This is a genomic window from Paraburkholderia aromaticivorans (genome assembly GCF_012689525.1).
GTDB classification, from domain to species: Bacteria; Pseudomonadota; Gammaproteobacteria; order Burkholderiales; family Burkholderiaceae; genus Paraburkholderia; species Paraburkholderia aromaticivorans_A.
The window spans coordinates 2152599-2172023 of the sequence record NZ_CP051515.1; the positions used below are offsets into that span (position 1 = coordinate 2152599).

The 19425-nt window shown below is 62.5% G+C and carries 17 protein-coding genes and 2 pseudogenes; 13 read left to right on the top strand and 6 right to left on the bottom strand.

Annotation, left to right across the window (positions count from 1 at the left end; genetic code table 11):
• The first annotated feature begins 24 nt into the window (after positions 1-24).
• From HF916_RS21455 to HF916_RS21465, 3 genes are all read left to right on the top strand, one after another.
• The gene (locus HF916_RS21455; RefSeq protein ID WP_206001835.1) at positions 25-1566 is read left to right on the top strand and encodes an MDR family MFS transporter; all 1542 of its coding nucleotides are present in this window, start codon (positions 25-27) and stop codon (positions 1564-1566) included.
• A gap of 386 nt (positions 1567-1952) precedes the next feature.
• Positions 1953-3215 (top strand): hypothetical protein, encoded by a 1263-nt coding sequence (locus HF916_RS21460; protein WP_168790827.1) that lies wholly within the window; start codon positions 1953-1955, stop codon positions 3213-3215.
• A gap of 208 nt (positions 3216-3423) precedes the next feature.
• Positions 3424-4500, top strand: coding sequence for a TAXI family TRAP transporter solute-binding subunit (locus tag HF916_RS21465; RefSeq protein ID WP_168790828.1), 1077 nt, complete (start codon positions 3424-3426; stop codon positions 4498-4500).
• Positions 4501-4553: 53 nt separating this feature from the next.
• Here the strand turns inward: HF916_RS21465 and HF916_RS21470 are convergent, their stop codons facing one another.
• Positions 4554-5081: a hypothetical protein gene (locus HF916_RS21470; RefSeq protein ID WP_168790829.1), complete on the bottom strand. Its 528-nt coding sequence runs from the start codon at positions 5079-5081 to the stop codon at positions 4554-4556.
• A gap of 493 nt (positions 5082-5574) precedes the next feature.
• Here HF916_RS21470 and HF916_RS21475 point away from each other — a divergent pair, with 493 nt between their 5' ends.
• From HF916_RS21475 to HF916_RS21505, 7 genes and pseudogenes are all read left to right on the top strand, one after another.
• Positions 5575-6462, top strand: a complete 888-nt coding sequence (locus HF916_RS21475) for a DMT family transporter (RefSeq protein ID WP_168790830.1) — start codon at positions 5575-5577, stop codon at positions 6460-6462.
• Positions 6463-6696: 234 nt separating this feature from the next.
• On the top strand, positions 6697-7593 hold the full coding sequence (sapR, locus tag HF916_RS21480; RefSeq protein ID WP_168790831.1) for a sap1 transcriptional regulator SapR: 897 nt from the start codon (positions 6697-6699) through the stop codon (positions 7591-7593).
• A gap of 22 nt (positions 7594-7615) precedes the next feature.
• A complete protein-coding gene (ddpX, locus tag HF916_RS21485; RefSeq protein WP_168790832.1) occupies positions 7616-8179 on the top strand; it encodes a D-alanyl-D-alanine dipeptidase in 564 nt (187 codons plus the stop codon).
• A gap of 56 nt (positions 8180-8235) precedes the next feature.
• Positions 8236-8496, top strand: coding sequence for a hypothetical protein (locus tag HF916_RS21490; protein WP_168790833.1), 261 nt, complete (start codon positions 8236-8238; stop codon positions 8494-8496).
• Between the two features lie 192 nt (positions 8497-8688).
• Entirely contained in the window at positions 8689-9282 is a 594-nt protein-coding gene (locus HF916_RS21495) for a GNAT family N-acetyltransferase (protein ID WP_168790834.1), read from the top strand.
• Between the two features lie 167 nt (positions 9283-9449).
• A pseudogene (locus tag HF916_RS21500) lies at positions 9450-10315 on the top strand (MerR family transcriptional regulator).
• A 320-nt stretch (positions 10316-10635) separates the two neighbouring features.
• Positions 10636-11630: pseudogene (locus tag HF916_RS21505) on the top strand (sulfonate ABC transporter substrate-binding protein).
• Between the two features lie 44 nt (positions 11631-11674).
• On the opposite strand, the gene HF916_RS21510 reads toward HF916_RS21505, so the two are convergent.
• Positions 11675-12229: a putative glycolipid-binding domain-containing protein gene (locus tag HF916_RS21510; protein ID WP_168790835.1), complete on the bottom strand. Its 555-nt coding sequence runs from the start codon at positions 12227-12229 to the stop codon at positions 11675-11677.
• A gap of 255 nt (positions 12230-12484) precedes the next feature.
• Between HF916_RS21510 and HF916_RS21515 the strand changes: the two genes are divergently transcribed.
• The 3 genes from HF916_RS21515 to HF916_RS21525 all read left to right on the top strand — a co-directional run bounded on the left by HF916_RS21515 (position 12485) and on the right by HF916_RS21525 (position 14536).
• Positions 12485-13429, top strand: coding sequence for an urea transporter (locus HF916_RS21515; protein WP_168792103.1), 945 nt, complete (start codon positions 12485-12487; stop codon positions 13427-13429).
• Between the two features lie 92 nt (positions 13430-13521).
• Positions 13522-14298 carry a class II aldolase/adducin family protein gene (locus HF916_RS21520; protein ID WP_168790836.1) on the top strand — a complete coding sequence of 259 codons (777 nt, stop codon included), beginning with the start codon at positions 13522-13524 and terminating at the stop codon, positions 14296-14298.
• A 52-nt stretch (positions 14299-14350) separates the two neighbouring features.
• A complete protein-coding gene (locus tag HF916_RS21525; protein ID WP_168790837.1) occupies positions 14351-14536 on the top strand; it encodes a 4-oxalocrotonate tautomerase in 186 nt (61 codons plus the stop codon).
• A gap of 271 nt (positions 14537-14807) precedes the next feature.
• Here HF916_RS21525 and HF916_RS21530 read toward each other — a convergent pair whose 3' ends face one another.
• The 4 genes from HF916_RS21530 to HF916_RS21545 all read right to left on the bottom strand — a co-directional run bounded on the left by HF916_RS21530 (position 14808) and on the right by HF916_RS21545 (position 19085).
• Positions 14808-16007 (bottom strand): porin, encoded by a 1200-nt coding sequence (locus HF916_RS21530; protein WP_168790838.1) that lies wholly within the window; start codon positions 16005-16007, stop codon positions 14808-14810.
• Positions 16008-16105: 98 nt separating this feature from the next.
• Entirely contained in the window at positions 16106-17458 is a 1353-nt protein-coding gene (locus HF916_RS21535; RefSeq protein ID WP_168790839.1) for a TRAP transporter large permease, read from the bottom strand.
• Between the two features lie 7 nt (positions 17459-17465).
• On the bottom strand, positions 17466-17945 hold the full coding sequence (locus tag HF916_RS21540) for a TRAP transporter small permease (RefSeq protein ID WP_168790840.1): 480 nt from the start codon (positions 17943-17945) through the stop codon (positions 17466-17468).
• 147 nt (positions 17946-18092) lie between these two features.
• Entirely contained in the window at positions 18093-19085 is a 993-nt protein-coding gene (locus HF916_RS21545; RefSeq protein WP_168790841.1) for a TRAP transporter substrate-binding protein, read from the bottom strand.
• Between the last annotated feature and the right edge of the window lie 340 nt (positions 19086-19425).

Genomic DNA, 19425 nt, shown 5'->3' on the forward strand with positions numbered 1-19425 from the left:
TAATTAATTTCAACCCGCGATGCCATGGACCAATTGACCACGACACAACCCGCCGAACTGACGCAGCCGCACGCGCAGGCGACCGCGCCCGCCCACGCAGCCGATCATCCGCCGATCCGTCTGCTATTTCCGGCGCTGCTGCTGGTCATGCTGCTCGCCGCGCTCGATCAGACAATCGTCTCGACGGCGCTGCCGACCATCGTCGGCGAACTGGGCGGCCTCAATAATCTGTCATGGGTGGTGACTGCCTACCTGCTCAGTTCGACCATCGTCGTGCCGCTGTACGGCAAATTCGGCGACCTGTTCGGCCGCAAGATCGTCTTGCAGACGGCGATCATCGTGTTTCTGGTCGGCTCCGCGTTGTGCGGCGTCGCGCAGGACATGACGCAGCTCATCGTGCTGCGCGCGCTGCAAGGTCTCGGCGGCGGCGGCTTGCTGGTGGTGACGATGGCCGCCATCGCCGACGTGATTCCGCCGGCTGAACGCGGCCGTTATCAGGGCGTGTTCGGCGGCGTGTTCGGTCTTGCGACCGTGATCGGCCCGCTGCTCGGCGGCTTTCTCGTCGAGCACCTGACGTGGCGCTGGATTTTCTACATCAATTTGCCGCTTGGCATCATCTCGCTCGTCGTGATCGGCGCGGTCTTCAGGCCGCACGTTCGACACGTGAAGCACACCATCGACTACATGGGCGCCGCGTTTCTCGCCGGCGCCCTCACCTGCATCATCCTGTTCACAAGCCAGGGCGGCACGATCCTGCCGTGGTCGTCGCCGCAACTCTGGTTTACGCTGGGTATGGGGCTCGTGGCGATCTGGGGTTTCATCCACGAAGAACGCACCGCGGTCGAGCCGATCATGCCGCTCGAACTCTTCAAACAGCGCACGTTTTTGCTGAGCAGTCTGATCGGCTTCATCATCGGCGTATCGCTGTTCGGCTCGGTGACGTTCCTGCCGTTGTATTTGCAGGTGGTCAAAGGCTCGACGCCAACGGAAGCCGGCATGCAGATGCTGCCGATGATGGGCGGTTTGTTCCTGATGTCGATGGTGACCGGCCGGGTGATCAGCAAGATCGGCAAGTACCGCATGTTCCCGATCGCGGGCACGTTTCTCGTGGCGGTTGCGATGCTGCTGCTCGCACGCCTGCAGATCAGCACGCCGATTCATGTGATGTATATCGACATGGGTATTCTCGGCTGCGGACTCGGCATGGTGATGCAGGTGCTGATTCTCGCGGTGCAGAACACCGTCGAGTTCAAGCATATGGGCGTGGCGACTTCGGGCGCGACACTGTTCCGCTCGATCGGTGGATCGATCGGCGTGGCCAGCTTCGGCGCCGTGTTTTCCAACGGGCTCGCCGCGCGCCTCGAAAAGCTGATCCCGCCCGACACCGAATTGCCGCATGCGCTCGGACCTGCCGCGATCCACGCGTTGCCGCAAGCGTTGCGCGACGATTATCTGCAAGCATTCGCGGGCGCGTTGCACACGGTGTACCTTTCGGCTGCGTGTGTGGTGGTGCTGGCGTTCGCGCTCGCGTGGCTGCTGAAGGATCATCCGCTGCGCAAGCATTGATTTTTTCCCGCTTCCTTCAGACGCCTGATGCAGACGCTTGATACAAGCGTTTAATGACGAGGTCGGACGCCATGCGCGCCGACCTCGTTCTGTTTTCACCTTCGCTCAATTCGTGTGAAAAAACCTCGACGCCCGTTCGTCCTGCCGATGTAGGGCTATTTCGTCGTACCTACAAATGTTCGCTAGCGCACATAAGATAGGTAGCAACGGCGATTGACGTTCTGATTGAAACGCCACATATTGCACTCAGCGGCAGCGCAAGCGTGGGCTGGCCGCCCAAGACTCTCCGGCGCATGTGGATCGTGATTTTCGCGGACATTGCTCCCGCTTCAACATGATCCGGAACATGCCGTAATGGCATCGTTTTCCAAAGGTGGGTCCACAGCATGTCCACCCAGACACTACTCGGCCACAGTTTTCCGACGCCTTGCAAGCGGTGTGGCGGCGCACTGTACCGGCAAGTCGACTATTGCCCCTATTGCGGCGCGGTGCATCCACTCGACGCGGGTCCGCATAAGCGCACCGTGATTCCCGGCAGCCGCGCCAGCGCCATGAATAAAGTAGCGCAGAAAAACAGCCTCGACCCGGCGACAGCCGATGAAACCGACCCCACGACGCGTGCCACGTTCATGGGCGAACCTGCTCGTGCCGAGGCAGTCATGCCTGGATCTGCACTCGTTTCACCGGACAGGCCGATTCCGCCTCTTCCCGCGCTGCCCAATGCGGCGGGTCGCGGCGCAATCTCGCTTCGTAAAATGCTCTATGCCATCGGGGCAGTTGTCGTAATCGGCCTGGCGTATGTCGGATATGCGCTATTCAGCGATCACGATTCGTCGAACGGCAATAGCGACCAGTCCGCCGAAAGCGAAACTACTCAGGATGCCAGAACGACGACCGGCACGATCGCACTGTATGCACCGACCAGGTCGGCCAACCAGGCTGCCGCTGTGGGCAGACCCGCCACGTCAGTCAATCCCGCCAGGCCGGTACAGGCGGTGCCAGCGACGCCTGTCGCGCCGCCGGTGGCCGCTGTACCCGCCAGACCCGCGCCCCAGTTCCGCGATGCCGCGCAAGCTGTGCAGGCGGCGCGCCTCGCCTTCCGCGCCAACGATCTCTCTTCGGCACAAGCCGCGCTCGGCGTCGCGCAAACGATGCAACCTGGCAATTCCGACGCACAAGACCTCGCGTCAGAATTAACGCCGCTGACGGCCCGCCGCGACGCCGCGTTGCAAGCCGCGCAAACTTGCGCCGCGCAGCAGTCGTGGCCCTGCGCACGCCAGCACGCCAACGAAGCGCTCACGATCGATACCGGCAACGACACGGCGAAGTCCATACTTGAACGTGTGATTCGCGAGACCGGCTGGGCGCCGCTCAGCCCGCGTGGAGCGGCAGGCACGCCGCCACAAGGCAAACCGTCGGCGCAAGCGCAAGCCGCTCCGTCGTCACAGCAGGTGGTTCAACTGCAGACTCCATTGCCCAAAGGCATGCCGCCGAACAGCGAAGTCGCGGTGGCCACCCCGCGTTCCGCCGCCGCGACGCCCGACGGCAATAGCGTCGAGGCGCGGGAACGCGCCATCAAGGACTCCGGCTGGAAGCGTCCGGCGGCGAATGCCGCGAAGCCCTCCGCAGGTGGCTCACCGAGCCAGTGACAGATAGTTTGGATACCGAATCGTATAACGAATCTGCCCGAGAATCGCACGTATCAGCGCGTTTGGTTTGAGAGGTTTTGGTTTGAGAGGTAACAGACGGACGTAGCAGGCGCGGCACATAGAACATGACATGGCAATCCGGCTCACTGGTGCTTCGCGCGCTTCGACGCGCGAAGTCATACGAACCTGACCGATAGGTAGAGAGACCATGCTGAAGAGACTTCTCGCGGGATGGCTGGGGCTGGCGCTGATGGTTGTGTCTTCACTGGCCTGCGCGGAGCCGGCGCATTACAAGATCGTTACCGGTCCGGAACGGGGCACGTATATCCAGATCGGCCAGGATCTGTCGAAATGGGTTGCGCAACCAGCGGGCATCGATCTGGAAGTGATGGCGTCGAAGGGCTCGGCTGAAAACGTGCAACGCATGCGCTTCGAGCCTGGGGTGAAACTGGCGCTCGTGCAATCCGACGTGTACCAGGCTTACATCGACATGGCCAACGCCGGCAATGCCGACGCCGGCACGGCGATCCGACCGCTGCGGCTCATCATGCCGCTCTACGACGAGGAAATTAACGTCGTGGTGCGCGCGGACTCGCCGCTGAAAACCCTTGCCGATATCAAGGACAAAAGCATTAGCGTCGGCCTGATCGGCAGCGGCACCGCGCAAACGGCCACGACGCTTTATCACCTGATGTTCGGTCAGGCAATTCCGGAGCAGAACATCCAGCATCTCAGCAACGAAGATGCGCTGGCCGCGTTGATCGTGAAGAAGGTGGACGTCGCGATCATCGTGGTCGGACAGCCGGCCAAACTGTTCAACGACATGAACCCCGACCTGTTGCAGCAAATCCGCATTCTAAAAGCCGATCCGGCCGCACCCGAAACCACCCGCGCCAAACAAACCTATTTCCCCACGACGATTCGCGCGACCAGCTACCCCACCTGGCTCAAGGAAGATGTGCCCGCGCTGACCGTCAAGGCGTTTCTCGTCACCTACGATTATGGCCTGCGCGATACCGTCGGCAATCTGAATCACTTTGCCGACTCGCTATGCGCCAACTTCGACAATCTTCAGGAGCACGGGCATCCGAAATGGAAGCAGGTGAAGCTGGAGTTGCCGCCCCTCGTGCGCGGGTGGAAATACTACTCGCCGGTCGAGAAACATCTGCGCGCGTGCCTCGCGAACAAGGGCGCCGCGATGAGCGCCACGGCGGCCCAGCAGGCCGCGCCGAAACCGCGTCCGACGTGTACGGATCAGGAGCGCCTGCTTCTGCTGTGCAAGTAAAGTTCGGCGCATTGACGAGCGAATGTTCAGGCGCGCCATGGGCAACGGCTGAACTAGCCGCCAGCCTGACCCACCGGCTTTGGCGGCATTGGACCGAAGAACATCGCCATGAACCTGTCACGGCCGATCACGCGGACCAGTCCGGCGACTACGCAGTAAATGACGATCAGGGTCACCAGCAAGATCTGGATGGCCCAGAAATGCGGCCAGTTCAGATCGGCGAGCAGCTTCTGGTTGGCGGCGGCGAGACTCGGCGCCTCCTTCCAGTATTCATAGAGATGCTCCAGGTAGTGCACGACCAAAGCCACCAGCGTGTAGATCGCCGTCTTCCAGCCGATATTCCAGATCAACGGCTTCTGGGGGAAACGGTTGATGAACGGCAGCATGTTGGCGATCAACACCGACTTGCCGAGAATCAGTGCGGCGATGGTCACGGAGACCGACGTCGGCAGCGTGACGTCGTAGCCTCGGCTGATCAGCGCGCGCACGATCGCGACAATGTGCAGGATGACGAAGAAGTAGATCGTCGGCGGAAGCATCTCCATGAATTCGTGCTTGATCTTGGCGGTCAGTTTGCTCATGTTCGTCTCCTGTGTCGATGGGAGTTAGCGCTTTAGCGCTTACTCCCATCCCATGCACCACATCGATAAGAGTTAGCGCTTTAGCGCTTACTCCCATCCCATGCACCGCATCGATCAGAGTTGGCGCTTTAGCGCCTTACTCTGGTCCCATTGCACAGCGGTCGACCAGATTGGGCGCTTTAGCGCTTACTCCGGTCCCCATGCAAGATGGTTGCTGACGCGGTCGGCCGGTTGCTGTGGACCCGCAAGTTCATGATAGACGCCTATCCGAATGGCGTGATTCAACGTAGGGCCGCGGACTACATTACGCCCAACGAGGCTGCATGCGTTGATCGCGGGATGCCCGACGTCGACATTCGGCGTGGCGTCAGCCAGACCGCTGTACCGCCCCATTCCTCGGTACAGTTTGGACGATTTGCGCCGATCCGTACCTTACCGTCCATGGCCGGATAGCGGATGCTATCAATCTCTTTCCTGCGCACGGACCCTCCCGATGGACAAAACAACAAACGGCTGGCTGAGCGGTTTCATAGGGGTGTTGATCTTCAGCGGCTCGTTGCCGGCCACGCGCGTCGCCGTGCAAGGCCTCGACCCGCTATTCCTGACGGTCGCCCGCGCGACGATCGCCGGCACACTCGGTCTGCTGCTCCTGCTCGTATTCCGGCAGGCGCGGCCGTCCCGACGTGATCTGATTCCGCTGGTGATCGTCGCACTCGGCGTGGTAATCGGCTTTCCGTTACTGACGGCACTCGCGCTGCGCCACGTGAGCGCGGCGCATGCCGTGGTGTTCGTCGGCCTCCTGCCGCTCGCCACGGCGATCTTCGGCGTGCTGCGCGGCGGCGAGCATCCGCAACCGGCGTTCTGGCTGTTCTCGGCGCTCGGCAGCGGCGCGGTGGTGGCGTTTGCCCTGCGTCACGGGCTCGACGCATCGCCGATCGGCGACGCGCTGATGCTGGCCGCCATCGTCGCATGCGGGCTGGGCTATGCCGAAGGCGCGCGCCTGTCGCGCCACCTCGGCGGCTGGCAAGTGATTTCGTGGGCGCTCGTGCTGTCGCTGCCGCTCATGCTGCCGCTCGCGGTATGGACACGGCCCGTGTCGTTCGACGGCGTCAGTCAGGCGTCGCTCTGGGGTCTCGCCTATGTGTCGCTCTTCAGCATGCTGATCGGCTTCGTGTTCTGGTATCGCGGCCTCGCGCTCGGCGGCATCGCGGGCGTCGGGCAGTTGCAGTTGCTGCAGCCGTTCTTCGGCCTGCTGCTCGCGGGACTGCTGCTGCACGAGCAGGTGCCGCCCGCGATGATTCTGGTTACCGTCGTCGTGGTGGGCTGCGTGGCGGGCGCGCGGCACTTCTCGCGGGCGACGCCGGCGCGGCCGGCTGTCTGATGCGTGTATTGCGGGCGTTTTGCAAGCTTATCGCCAGCGTATCGTCAGCGTCTTTGCTTGTGAATCGTCCGCATATCGTCGCCGTCTTTGCCGGCGGCTCGCATGCGCAGGCAAGTGGCTAGCGTGCCGCCGGCATGCGCCGCATCGATTTTCGAGCCCGCGCGGCGCGGGCGGCCGGTCGAATATGTCATCATTCCCACGATCGACTAACCACAACCCAGCGCCGCGACTACGATGCCGACCGCTTTCGCTCAAACCGTCGAAGCCCGCTTTGCCGAACTCACGCCCACTTCCAAGCGCGTCGCCAGCTACATGCTCGCCAATCTCGACCGGCTCGGCCTCGAAACCGCCGATCAGATCGCCCAGCAAGCCGGCACGAGCGGCATTTCGGTCGGCCGGTTCCTGCGCAGCATCGGCTATCAGAATCTCGACGATCTGAAACGCGAACTGCGCGGCGCTCAAGAACGTCCGTGGCTGATCACGGACCGGCTCGACGCGTTCCGCCGCGCCGCCGGTCAACACGATGAAACGACGCCGGACGCAGATTCACCTGCCGAGCCCAACCTCGCGCTCGCCCATTCGCTCGAACTCGAAATCGGTGCGATCCAGCATGTCTACCAGCTCGCGCAATCGCCGGTGTTCGCGCGCGTGGCCGAACGCATCGCGAACGCGGATGCCGTCTACATTCTCGGCATTCAGTCCACGCGCGGCATCAGCAACGCGTTCTATAGCTACCTCGAATACATCCGTCCGCGCGTGTTCTATTCCGACGGCATGTCGGGCTCGTACGTCGATTCGCTGAACTCCGGCTTCGAATCGCCTTATCTGATCGTCACCGACACGCGCGCTTACTCGAAGGTCGCGCGCCGCTATTGCGAAGCCGCCACGCGCCGCGGCCTGCCCTTCGCGCTCATCACCGACATTTACTGTCCGTGGGCACGCGAATTCGACGGCGATCTGCTGCAGGTGAAAACCGACGTCGGCCAGTTCTGGGATTCACTCGCGCCGCTCACCTGCCTCTTCAATCTGCTGATCTCGGCGATCGTCGAAAGACTCGGGCCGCGTATCGACGAACGTGTCGCGCGCAACCGGGAACTGCAAAGCGAATTCGATCAGTTCGACGACCTCTGATGCACGCCACTTCCTTCGTCTCATGACCGATCATCGACTTATCGAAATCACGCCTGCCACGCATGGCGTGGATATCGACCTCGTTTACGCCACCTCACGCAACCTCACCGGCAAACCAATCTACAAGGCCGCGCATTGTCTTCTGCTTGAACCGGCGGAAGCGGCGCTGCGCTGCGCGGTTGAACTCGCACGCCAGATCGGCGCGACGTTGCGCATTTTCGATGCGTACCGGCCGCCGCAAGCGCAGCAGGTGCTGTGGAATTTTCTGCCCGACCCGACTTACGTGGCGGACCTGACGCGCGGCTCGAACCATAGCCGCGGGACAGCACTCGACCTGACATTGCTCGACGGGCACGGCGAGGAACTCGACATGGGCGCCGGCTTCGACGCCATGACGATCGAATCGGAGCACTTTCATCCCGGCTTGCCGGTAGAGGTGCAGCGCAATCGCATGCTGTTGCTGGGCGTGATGCATGGCGCAGGCTTTACGCACATCAAGAGCGAATGGTGGCACTACGAGTTGCCTGGTTCGCGCGCGTTGCCGCTGATCGACAACAGCGCGAGCGGGCCGCTGCGCCTGATGTGACCGATCGACTGTCAGGAAAACGGGTATCCTCACCGGCTCGTTCAGCAGGAGGATCCATGAAGTTTTCAATTTGCCTGGCGGTTGCCGCCCTGACGCTCTCTGTCGGCGCGTACGCCCAAACCACGCAAACCTTCCGCTTCGGCGAGGGCCAAAGCTCGCTGCCGTCCGGTCATGCGCAGGCCCAACCGGCGCCGGCTCCGCAGCAATCCGCCGAACAGCATGCGCCGACAACCGAGGCCAAGCCGAAACATCAGGCCAAGCATCACCGGCATCATCGTGGGCATGTGACGCAGCCGGATACGTACTCGCATAGCTGAGTGGTGACAGACGGGTGAGCGTGGGAGCGCGTCGTCTTCGCTAGAGATTGCTGAGGCACGCTGCTCCGCGCGCATGGGCCAAAGCTAAATACCCGCCATACGTCGGGGCGATTTTTGACTCACTTCAAATTCGCGCGCGCGGCGGGCATAGTAAAACGTATCCGCCGATTGATTGCCACGACAGGAACACGTATGAGCACCACCCACACCACGCCCGCCACTTCAGGATCAGCGTCCGCAGCCGCCCCGCTGATCCGCGACGCCACCGAAGCCGATCTTCCCGCGATCCAGGCAATCTACGCGCACCACGTGCTGACCGGCGTCGCCTCGTTCGAAGAAATCCCGCCTTCCGTCGACGACCTGCGCACGCGGCTCGCGTCGGTACGCAGCCACGGGCTGCCGTACATGGTGGCGGAGATCGACGGCGAAGTCGCCGGCTATTGCTACGCGACGCCTTACCGGCCACGCGCCGCGTATCGCAACACCGTCGAAGATTCGATCTATGTGAACGACGCCTATCGCGGCCGAGGTCTGGGACGCGTGCTGCTCCAGGCGCTGATCGAGCGCTGCGAAACCGGACCGTGGCGTCAGATGGTCGCCGTGATCGCGGACGGCGGCAGCGGCGGTTCGCTGTCGCTGCATGCGCAGTTGGGTTTCGAATTGACAGGCACGTTGAAGGCGGTGGGCTTCAAACATGGCCGCTGGCTCGACACGACGTTGATGCAGCGCACGCTCGGCAAAGGAGACTCGAGCGTGCCGGACGACGTATCGGCAGGACGCGCCTGAAGCGCCGCGCCCTTATATTCGGCTCAGCGCTGGTTGCGCAGCACCGCGGTATAGGTGACCGGCCAGTCGTCCGAGGGCACACCCCGGCACTCCGGCATTGCACTTTGCTTCAATGCCTCGAACGACTTGCCGTCCCACGCCCAGTCCGCGCGCGCCGCCGCGTTAAAATCCCTCCCAGGCCCGACACGCCGCCTCCTGTCCCGCCCTTGTCCGCCGACTCGCACGACGCGGCCGGTGCCACGCCGCGCAACGAATACACCGTCGACGAACTTGCGCGCGTCACCGACACGACCGTGCGCAACGTGCGCGCGTATCAGGACCGGGCCTGCTCGCGCCGCCGGAAAAACGCGGCCGCGTCGGCGTGTACGACGACACGCACGCTTCGCGTCTCAAGCTGATCAACCATCTGCTCGCGCGCGGCTACACGCTCGCGAACATCCAGGACCTGATCATGGCCGTCGACGAAGGCCACGATCTGCGTTCCATCCTCGGCCTGGAAACGGCGATCGGCGGCCGCTGGTCGCGCGAGCGGCCGAAAAAATACTCGCTGATCGAACTGCTGCACATGTTCGGCGACAAGGCCACGCCGAGCGCGCTCGGCAAGGCGGTCGACCTCGGTCTGCTGGAGCGCGACGGTCTCTCGTTCGTGTCGGGCAGCCCGACGGCGCTGGCCGCCGGCGCGACCATGGCGAAGGAAGGCATTCCGCTTGCCGACCTGCTCGACGCCGTAGGCATCGCGAGGCCGCATTTCAACGCGGTCGCCAAAGCGCTGGTCGATCTGGTGGTCCGCCAACTGGACCGCTACGACGCCGACGCGCTGCCGCCGCCCGCCGACGTGCCGGCTCTCGTCGACGCCATCTGGCGCGTGCGGCCGCTGGCCATGGTGCTGGTGGAGAGCGAAATGAACCGGGCGCTCGAAGAAGCTTCGGGCGATTATCTCGGCGAACGTGTCGCGGCCATCATGGCAAAGAAACTGGGACATCCAGCTGAAGGCGCTGCGGGCGCGGCGAAGAAAGACAAAACGAAGAAGTAGTCTGCGCGCGTAGTCTCGTTCTCGCCTTCGCGTCCACCTTCGCCCGCGTCTTAGCCTTCGGCCTCACTCATGCTTCTGCGCACGCCCGCTTGCGCGGCTAGACGAAACACCGAGACCGCGCCATGTTCCGCCGCGCGTCATATTCAAATCTGCATTGCTTCGTTTGAACAGCGTGACGTCCATGCGACGATTCCCGAACGTCGCCGCAACGCGTTTTCTGCCGCATCCGCGAGCCCGCGCCATGTTTTTCGCGGACCCGACCGAAGTCCGCAGACAACCCACGGCGGCCACACCAATCGAACGCAATGGAGATTCGCAGGATGGTCCGTCACGCCCGTTATTCGCTTCAACTCGCCGCCGCCTTGCTCGCGGCATTCACCAGCTTGAGCGCCACCGCGCAGACCGGCGGCAACGGCAGCGAGCCGGCCAAGGTACTGCGCATCGGCTATCAGAATCGGGCCTGCTTGCGATCCTCAAGGCCCAAGGCTCGCTCGACGAAAAACTCAAACCGCTCGGCTACAACATCAAGTGGTTCGAATTCCCGGCGGGACCGCAACTGCTCGAAGCGTTGAACGCGAACAGCATCGACTTCGGCTACACGGGCGCCCCGCCGCCGGTATTCGCTCAAGCGAGCGGCGTGCGCTTCGTGTACGTCGGCGCCGAGCCTTCGGGAAGTCATGCCGAAGCGATCCTCGTCAAAAGCGATTCGCCACTGCATAGCGTGGCCGATCTGAAGGGCAAACGCGTCGCGCTGCAAAAAGGCTCTAGCTCGAACTATCTGATACTCGAAGCGCTCAAGAAAGCGGGCCTGCGTTACGAGGATATTCGTCCGGTGTATCTGCCGCCCGCCGACGCGCGCGCCGCTTTCGAAAGCGGCAGCGTCGATGCATGGGTGATCTGGGATCCGTACTACGCGTCCGCGCAACAGGCGCTGAAGGCGCGCACGTTGGCCGACTACACCGAACTCAACGCCCCATACAACTTCTATGAAGCAACGCGCGACTTCGCGCAGCAGCATCCCGACGTGATCGGCGCGATTCTCGGACAGTTGCGCACCGCCGGGCTGTGGGTCAACGCGCACCCGGTGGAAACCGCTGCGCTGATCGCGCCGAAGGTCGGGCTCGATCAGAAGCTGGTCGAAACGTGGGTGCGCCGATATCCGTACGGCACGACCGCCGTCACGGACGAGATCGTGCGTTCGCAGCAGATCGTCGCCGATGCGTTCTACGGCGCCAATCTCATCCCGGCGAAGATCACCGTCAAAGACAGCGTCTGGCAAAACCGCGACGTCACCTCGGCTCTGGCCGCGAAGTAGTTAGCGGCGGGCCTCCGAGCCTGGAGGCGGGCGTCTAACCGCCCTCAACGCTGGCGAGGCAGGCGTGTGAACAGCGTCGGATAGTCGATCACGAGACCGTCGTCGTCCACTTTCATGTCCGCCGTGAAGTTGCGGAAGATGCCCTCGTAGCGATACTCGCGATGCAGTTCGATGCACGAATACGCCTGCTCGACGCGCGTGACCTGCAAATCAGGCGTCGAAATATACGCCACCGAAATGGGTTGACGCTCGCCTTCGGCCAGTTGCAGGCGACGGATCGGCAGCGTATTGGTGAACGGCGTAGCGGCGATATCGATGTCGATGCAGCCTTCGATCGCGCTCAGCGCGAGGCCGTGTCCGTCGTGCCAATGGCCGGCGCCATCGCCATGCAACTCCAGCCCACCGCCGCCGACGATCTTCAGCCACGCGTAGTGTGTGCGCCATTGCGCGTCGCAGCGCACCTTGTAATGCAGCCCGTACGGCTTGCCGTAGCGCTGGCCGACCACGACGCTTTCCACCGCGAAGCCGTCCTCGTGCGCGTCGAACGCCAGATGTTCGATGCCGTCGCCCTCTTCCGATGCCCACCGTAATTCACGCATCTGCCTGTCTCCTCGTGAAGCGGCGCAGCCGGGTCCTGCCAGGTTCCGCCGGGTTTCATATCGTAGCGCGAAAGCTTTCGTTTCGGCGACGCACGGTATGGCGGATAGGTGTCGCAAATAGCCACTATCAATGCACGCGATGCCCAGCGCGGCGTAGCTGGCCTATGCTCGCGGTTCGCAGTCATCCGACCCGGCGCGCGCCCGACGCTCGCGCAGCGGAATTGCGCATCATTGAAATCACGCCGCCTTCCCATCATGCACGCCGCCGCGACCGAAGCTCGATCCGCCGCCCTGCGCACGCTGCTGCGCAGCCTCGGCCAGATCGTGCTGCAACCGAACGCCTTCACAGGGGCGTGCCTGCTCGCCGCCTGGCTGCTCTACGACCCGCGCCTCGCCTGCGCGGCGCTGATGGGCGCGGTCGCGGCCAACGTGAGCGCAGTATTGGCCGGCTATCGCGAAGACGATACACGTGCCGGCTTGCACGGTTTCAACGGCGCGCTGGCTGGGCTGGCCGCCTTCAACTTCATCGCCGACAATGCGACAGCGGGCGCGGTGGCGATTCTCGCCGCCACGTGCACGGCGTGGTTCTTAGAGCCGTGGTCGCGCTGGCTGCGTGCGCGCGGACTTGGCTTTTTTTCGAGCCCGTGCCTGATCGTCACGTGGCTTTGGCTGCCGATGGTTACGGTCAACGCGCCGTCAGCAAGCATAGCTCCGGCGCATGTACTGAGCGCGACGCAATTGGGCAGCGGCCTGCTCGCCGGCTTCGCGCAAACGGGTTTTGCGTCGGACGCGTTGCCCGGTTTGCTGGTGTTGATCGGGATTGCCGCGGCGTCGCGCAGGCATGCGCTGCGGGCGCTGATCGGGGCAGCGGTCGCAAGCGCTGCGCATCTGCTGCTCGGCGCAACGATAGCGTCGTTCGACGCGGGCCTGTTAGGATTCAACGGCGCGCTGACCGCGCTCGCGCTAGCCGACTGCGGCCTCGTCACGATGCTCGGCGGGGTGGCCTTGTCGAGCGTGCTGCAAGCGGCGGCGGCATACTTCGGCTGGCCGGTCATGACTGCGCCCTTCGTCCTCGCGACGTGGAGCGTGCAGTGGCTCAAGCAGCGCCTGGCGCATGGCGTGGCCGCCGTCGAACCGGCGCAACCTATGGACACTGCACGCCGCGCGACGACGCCGGTTCCGGCCAGACGCGCGAGCTAATCAGGCCACCAGGTTCGCCACGCGCCCGCGCCACACGCGCACACACGCACGCGTTTCGGCGATCAAGCAATTTCAGGATTCAGGAGACAGACATGCCGTTCACTCACACCCCTGCGGGCCGCGTCGCCGAGACGGGGCCATTGTCCGACGCGGAGCGGCAGACCCGTGTCGACCTGGCCGCGACCTACCGGCTCGCGGCGCTCAACGGCTGGGACGATCTGATCTACACACATATCTCGGCGAGCGTTCCGGGCGAGCCCGGCCACTTCCTGATCAACCCATTCGGCCTCGCCTTCGATGAAGTGTGCGCCTCGAATCTCGTGAAGATCGATATCGCGGGCAACGTCGTCGGGGCGAGCGACTATGCGGTGAATGCGACCGGCTTCGCGCTGCACGCGGCAGTCCACGCGGCGCGCACCGATGCCTTCTGCGTGATGCATCTGCACAATACGGCGGGCGTGGCGGTCTCCGCGCAACCAGCCGGCTTGTTGCCCGCCTCGCAACACGCGCTGCGCTTTTACGGCCAACTCGCGTACCACGATTACGAAGGCCTCGCGTTTTCGCCGGCGGAAGGCGAGCGCCTCGTCGCGCATCTCGCCGACAAGCCCGCCATGCTGTTGCGCAATCACGGCACGCTGACCACCGGCCGCACGGTCGCCGAAGCCTATGTGCTGATGGCAACGCTGCTCAAGGCATGCGAGATCCAGTTACAGGCGCAAGCATGCGGCGCGGAACTCGTGGTGCCGAGCGATGCGGTCGCCGCACGCACGGCGGAACAACTGTACGATGGCGGCGCCATTGAAGGCGCGCTCGAATGGCCGGCCTTGCTGCGCAAACTCGACCGCCTCGATCCCAGCTATCGCGATTGAATTCGCGCCGCGCTCATTGCAACCCCAATCTCATCCTTAACGGAGTCACACCATGCCCACGTTTCATATCGAACTCTTCGAAGGCCGCTCGGTGGAACAGAAACGCCAGTTCGTGGAAGCCATCACCAAGGCGACCTGCGAATCGCTCGGCGTTGAAGCGAACTCAGTGGATATTATTCTGACCGACGTGAAACGCGAAAACTGGGCAACGGCTGGGCGTTTGTGGTCCGACGCCTGAGCGTGACGTGTGCGGCAGGATTTACGACGCTTGCCGCGCGCTGGCGCTTCAAACTCGCGTTACCAGGAGTTTTCGCCGTGAGCACTGAAGAACCCGCCGGTGGTGACGATCTGGCTGAACGCACTGGTCGGGCCGACACGCGCAATCCCCGAGGACCGGGCGCCGCCGAAGACGCTGCGCGCGTTGCGCGCGCAGCTAGTGATGCTCAGCGAAGCGTAATTAAACGCGTCGCCGTGGCGGCATAGCAACACACCGCCACGAAGTTACGTCATCAGAACTTGTGGATGATGCCCACGCCGGCAGCAAACTGGCTGCGTGACGAGGACGGCGCGGGGTTCTGGCCGTCGCCGACACTGGCCGTCGCGTTGATGATGCTCACGCCGTTCGTACCCAGGGTCTGACCACCTGCGCGCTGGTATGCCTCGAGCGCATACAGCCCGGTGCGTTTGGAAAGGCTGTAGTACTGCGAGAGGTTGAACTGCTGGTAGCTAGCCGAGCTCGTGATGCCGTTCGCCTTGGTTGCACGCGTATAGCTGTAACCCGCAGCCAGGTCCAGCGCCGTCAAAGGCTTGAAGTGCAGCACGGCGCCGCCCGTGTTGAAGATCGCGGTGGTGTGGAACGGCGAGTTGATACCCGGAATGTATTGCACGTTCGAGTACGAGAACGACACGTCCCACGCCGGGCTGAACGCATAGCCGCCCGTGACCGCCACGCGCTGCTGAGCCTGCGCGCGCTGATAGCCGTTGTTGATGGCCGACACGCCAGCCTGAGCGCCGTTGTTCGACGTCGTGGAGTCAGCACCCCATGCGCCGCCGCCAGACGTCGAGTTGTTAATGCGCTGGAAGCCCGCCGCGATGCCGAACGGACCGTTCAGGTACTGCAAAGCCGCGCTCCACGTCGAACCGGCGTTGAAGCTGCCCGGCACGCCGCCCAGCGCATACGAGCCGCTAGCCGTCAGGCCGTACAGGTTCGGCGACGTGTACACCAGCGAGTTGTTGACGCGGTACAGGGTATCGAGAGAGTCGATATCGCCCGGGTGCGCGCCGTACGCGCCCGTCAGCCACGTGGTCGGGCTGTACGGCGAGAGCAGCGTGTAGTACGACGTATATTGACGGCCTGCCGTGAACGAACCATAGTTCGCATTCGTCACGCCGACATAAGCCTGGCGGTTGAACGCGAGACCGGAAACAGACTGCGCGCCGGTTGCGCTGTTAAAGCCCTCTTCCAACTGGAAGATCGCCTTGGTACCGCCGCCCAGATCCTCGGCGCCCTTCAGGCCGAAGCGGCTGCCGGCCCAGATGCCGTTGACCATCTTCACGGCCGAACGGCCGCCGCTGGTCGAACCGAGCGACGTCTGGCTGCTCTGATAGCCGATCCCCGTATCGACGATCCCGTACAGCGTCACGCTGCTCTGAGCGTGTGCGCCGAGGGCGACCAGACCAAGCGCCGAAGTTGCCAATACCTTTTTCATTTCTGCTCCTCTTTAAAAGATTTTTCTTTGATCGCGGCCGTGTTCGAGCGCCGCTGAGTGTGGATATTGTTCGAACGCCAAAGCGTTAATGAAGGACTTCAAAATACCGGATGACCATTGATCAGGCTAGGCAACCATGTCGAGAACATCGGTACGTAAGTGACGATGTTGATCGCGCTGAAGATAGCCAGGTAATACGGCCACGCCACCTTGGTAGTTTCACCAATCGACACATTGCCAATCGCGCACCCGATAAACTGCACCGAGCCGATTGGCGGATGCACCAGACCCAATGCGCAATTCAGCAGGATCATGATCCCGAACTGGACGGGACCCACACCGGCGTGCATCGCCATCGGCAGGAACAGCGGCGTGGTGATCAGGATGTGCGCCGCCATGTCGACGAACGTGCCGAGGAAAATCTGGATCAGGTTGATGTACAGCAGCATCAGCCACGGGAAGCGGGTCGCGCCATCGAGCATGTGTTCGATCGCATCCGGAATCTCCAGATAGGCCATCTGGTAACGCAGCATGTTCGACACGCCGATCAGCAGCAGCACCACGCCGGTAGTTTTTGCCGCCTTCGACAGCGCGTGGAACAGCTTCTTCATCGTCATCGAGCGATACACGACGATTGTCAGTACGAGCGAATAAAACACGGCAATAGCGGCAGCTTCCGTTGCTGTAGCAATACCCTTTGCCACGCAAACCAGAATGATCGCAATCACCATCAAGCCGGGCAATGCGCCGAGGAATGTACGGGCAACGGCGTACCAGCCCGGAAATTTCTGCAGTTCCGTCGAACCATCAGGACGACGCGGATAACCGTACTTGACCGCTTGCCAGTATGCGGCGATCAGCACGAAACCCATCACCCACAACACCGGCAGCAGACCAGAAAACAACAGATCGCCGATCGAAACGCCGCTCATCGGGTGTCCATTCAACGTGCCGGTGATGCCCTGGGCCGCGAATGCATAGATGATCATGTTGGTCGACGTCGGCATCAGCGCGCCCGCCAGCGACGAGTGCGTCGTCACGTTGACCGCGTAGGCCGCGCTGTAACCTTCGCGCTTCATCAACGGAATCACCACGCCGCCCATGGCCGACGTATCCGCCGAGGGCGAACCGGAGACCCCGCCGAACAGCGTGCAGGCGACCACGTTGGCCATGCCAAGGCCGCCGCGGAAATGCCCGACCGTGGCTTGTGCGAAACGCAGGATGCGGTCCGCGATGCCACCGTGCAGCATCAGTTCACCGGACAGAATGAAGAACGGCACCGCGAGAAACGAAAAGCCGTTGATGCCCGAAATCATCGACTGCATGGCGGTGGCCGCCGGCAAGCCTTCGTACAGGTAAGTCAGGACACACGAGAGCCCGAGCCCGAAGGAAACAGGAACGCCGAGAAGGAGAAAAACGAGAAAACTAATGGCGAGGATGGCAAGTTCCATGATTGCTCTATTTTTGTTTCTGTGCGAAAAGCGCCAGCAGGTTCTCAATCGAGAACGTTGCAATGCAGACGCTGGCAATGACCGGAATGCAATAACGCAAGGATTCAGGCAAGCCGATAATTGGAATCCGGTCGTCGGCGGTGGCGTCCACCATCTGAAGACAGCCGAAGAAAACCGCCGCCGCAAACACGATCAGGCAACTATGCTGAAACGCCGTGGCGACGAGTTGCCCTTTCGGCGGCAATTTCTTCACGAGCGAATCGAGACCGATATGGCCGCCCTCGCGCACCTTGAGCGCGGCGCCGAACATGGCGATCACGATCACCAGGAGGAGCGCGATGGGCTCGACGAAATCCGGTGCATCGCTGAAGACGTAGCGCATCACGACGCTGTAGATCACCAGCAGGCTCAGCACAGCGAGACTCACCGACGCCAGGACAACCAGCGAGCGGAACAGAAAATCATTTGGGCGCTTCATGAATCTCATTGACCCCATCCTTGCATACGGCCGACCTGTCTTTAATATTCAGCGATCCTGCTCGACTCATCCGATTCAGGAAGCGCACAGCGGCAGAGCCCGTGAAGCTTCTCGCAGGCTCTTCCCGTCACCGCGGCACCTCCGTTCGGGCGAGCCTTATTTGACTGACTGGATCTCGTCGACGAGTTGCTTCATTTGCGGGGTCTTTTCGTATTTCGCCCAGACCGGCTGCATGGCCTTGACGAACGCGGCGCGATCGATCTGCGACGAGGCGACGATGGTCGCGCCGCCCTTCGTGACCGTCTTGCTCGCGTCGGCTTCGCGCGCGGTCCACAGCTTCTGGTAGTACGGCACCGAGTCCGCCGCAGCCTTCTTGATGATGTCCTGCTCTTGCGGCGTCAGCGTGTCCCACACTTTCTTCGAGAACACCAGCACTTCCGGCGTCATCGAATGCTGGGTTTCGGAGTAGACCGGCGCGACTTCGAAGTGCTTGGTTTCTTCGTACGACGGCAGGTTGTTTTCAGCGGCATCCACCAGACCCGTCTTCAGGCCCGTATAGACTTCGGCGAACGGCATCGGCGTGGGCGTGCCGCCCATTGCGCGGATTTCGTCGACCATCAGGTCGGACGGCTGCACGCGAACCTTGAGGCCCTTCATGTCAGCCGGCGTGTGAATCGGCTTCTTGGTGTAGATGGAACGCGCGCCGCTCTCGTAGAACGTCAGCGCGATCATGCCCTTCGCCTTGAAGGCGTCGAGAATCTTCTGGCCTTCCGGGCCGTACATCACTTTGCGGAAATGGTCGATGTCGCGGAACAGGAACGGCAGCGACGGGATCATCGATTCGGGGACGATCTCGTTGAACGCGGCACCATTGGCGCGCGCCATGTCCAGTGCGCCGATGCGCACCTGATCGATCGTGTCGTTTTCGGAGCCCAGCGCGCTATTGCCGAAGACCTTCACGGAGTCTTTGCCGCCGGTTGCCTTGTTGATCTGTTCCCCCATATATTTCACGGCCATGTTGGTCGGGTACGTGTCGCCATGCACATCGGACACGCGGAACACACGCGCTTGTGCCGACACGCTGCTGAAGGCCAGCACCGAAGCTGCGACGATCAGCGAAACACGGGAAGAGGCAAACTTCTTATTCATCGTGAAATTCCTTGAAAAATTGACCATCCAATCGATTGCGGAGGGCCCGCTTGCGGGGGCTACCCGCGGATGCGACATGGTTTGCTGCGTCTCCCGGCTCGACGCTCGCCACCATTTGCGGTCACGAGCGCTTTGCCATGCTGGTCTGTGCAACGTCCCCGGCGCAGATGCTCAGCACTCCTGTCAGACAACTCGACTCTTTTACTTTTGCTTCAACTGCATCGGCTTGCGTCTCGTGTGCGAGTAGTCGCGCACGTCGACGCCGCCTCGTTCATACCGAAAACTCGAAATTTAAAGAAAGCAATTTGTTTGGGCTTATATGTTGTACGACGACATATGA

Bases quoted from the DNA above. Each gene is read 5' to 3' on its own strand.
- HF916_RS21455 (WP_206001835.1), top strand. From the start codon at position 25: ATGGACCAATTGACCACGACACAACCCGCCGAACTGACGCAGCCGCAC.
- HF916_RS21460 (WP_168790827.1), top strand. From the start codon at position 1,953: ATGTCCACCCAGACACTACTCGGCCACAGTTTTCCGACGCCTTGCAAG.
- HF916_RS21465 (WP_168790828.1), top strand. From the start codon at position 3,424: ATGCTGAAGAGACTTCTCGCGGGATGGCTGGGGCTGGCGCTGATGGTT.
- HF916_RS21470 (WP_168790829.1), bottom strand. From the start codon at position 5,081: ATGAGCAAACTGACCGCCAAGATCAAGCACGAATTCATGGAGATGCTT.
- HF916_RS21475 (WP_168790830.1), top strand. From the start codon at position 5,575: ATGGACAAAACAACAAACGGCTGGCTGAGCGGTTTCATAGGGGTGTTG.
- sapR (WP_168790831.1), top strand. From the start codon at position 6,697: ATGCCGACCGCTTTCGCTCAAACCGTCGAAGCCCGCTTTGCCGAACTC.
- ddpX (WP_168790832.1), top strand. From the start codon at position 7,616: ATGACCGATCATCGACTTATCGAAATCACGCCTGCCACGCATGGCGTG.
- HF916_RS21490 (WP_168790833.1), top strand. From the start codon at position 8,236: ATGAAGTTTTCAATTTGCCTGGCGGTTGCCGCCCTGACGCTCTCTGTC.
- HF916_RS21495 (WP_168790834.1), top strand. From the start codon at position 8,689: ATGAGCACCACCCACACCACGCCCGCCACTTCAGGATCAGCGTCCGCA.
- HF916_RS21510 (WP_168790835.1), bottom strand. From the start codon at position 12,229: ATGCGTGAATTACGGTGGGCATCGGAAGAGGGCGACGGCATCGAACAT.
- HF916_RS21515 (WP_168792103.1), top strand. From the start codon at position 12,485: ATGCACGCCGCCGCGACCGAAGCTCGATCCGCCGCCCTGCGCACGCTG.
- HF916_RS21520 (WP_168790836.1), top strand. From the start codon at position 13,522: ATGCCGTTCACTCACACCCCTGCGGGCCGCGTCGCCGAGACGGGGCCA.
- HF916_RS21525 (WP_168790837.1), top strand. From the start codon at position 14,351: ATGCCCACGTTTCATATCGAACTCTTCGAAGGCCGCTCGGTGGAACAG.
- HF916_RS21530 (WP_168790838.1), bottom strand. From the start codon at position 16,007: ATGAAAAAGGTATTGGCAACTTCGGCGCTTGGTCTGGTCGCCCTCGGC.
- HF916_RS21535 (WP_168790839.1), bottom strand. From the start codon at position 17,458: ATGGAACTTGCCATCCTCGCCATTAGTTTTCTCGTTTTTCTCCTTCTC.
- HF916_RS21540 (WP_168790840.1), bottom strand. From the start codon at position 17,945: ATGAGATTCATGAAGCGCCCAAATGATTTTCTGTTCCGCTCGCTGGTT.
- HF916_RS21545 (WP_168790841.1), bottom strand. From the start codon at position 19,085: ATGAATAAGAAGTTTGCCTCTTCCCGTGTTTCGCTGATCGTCGCAGCT.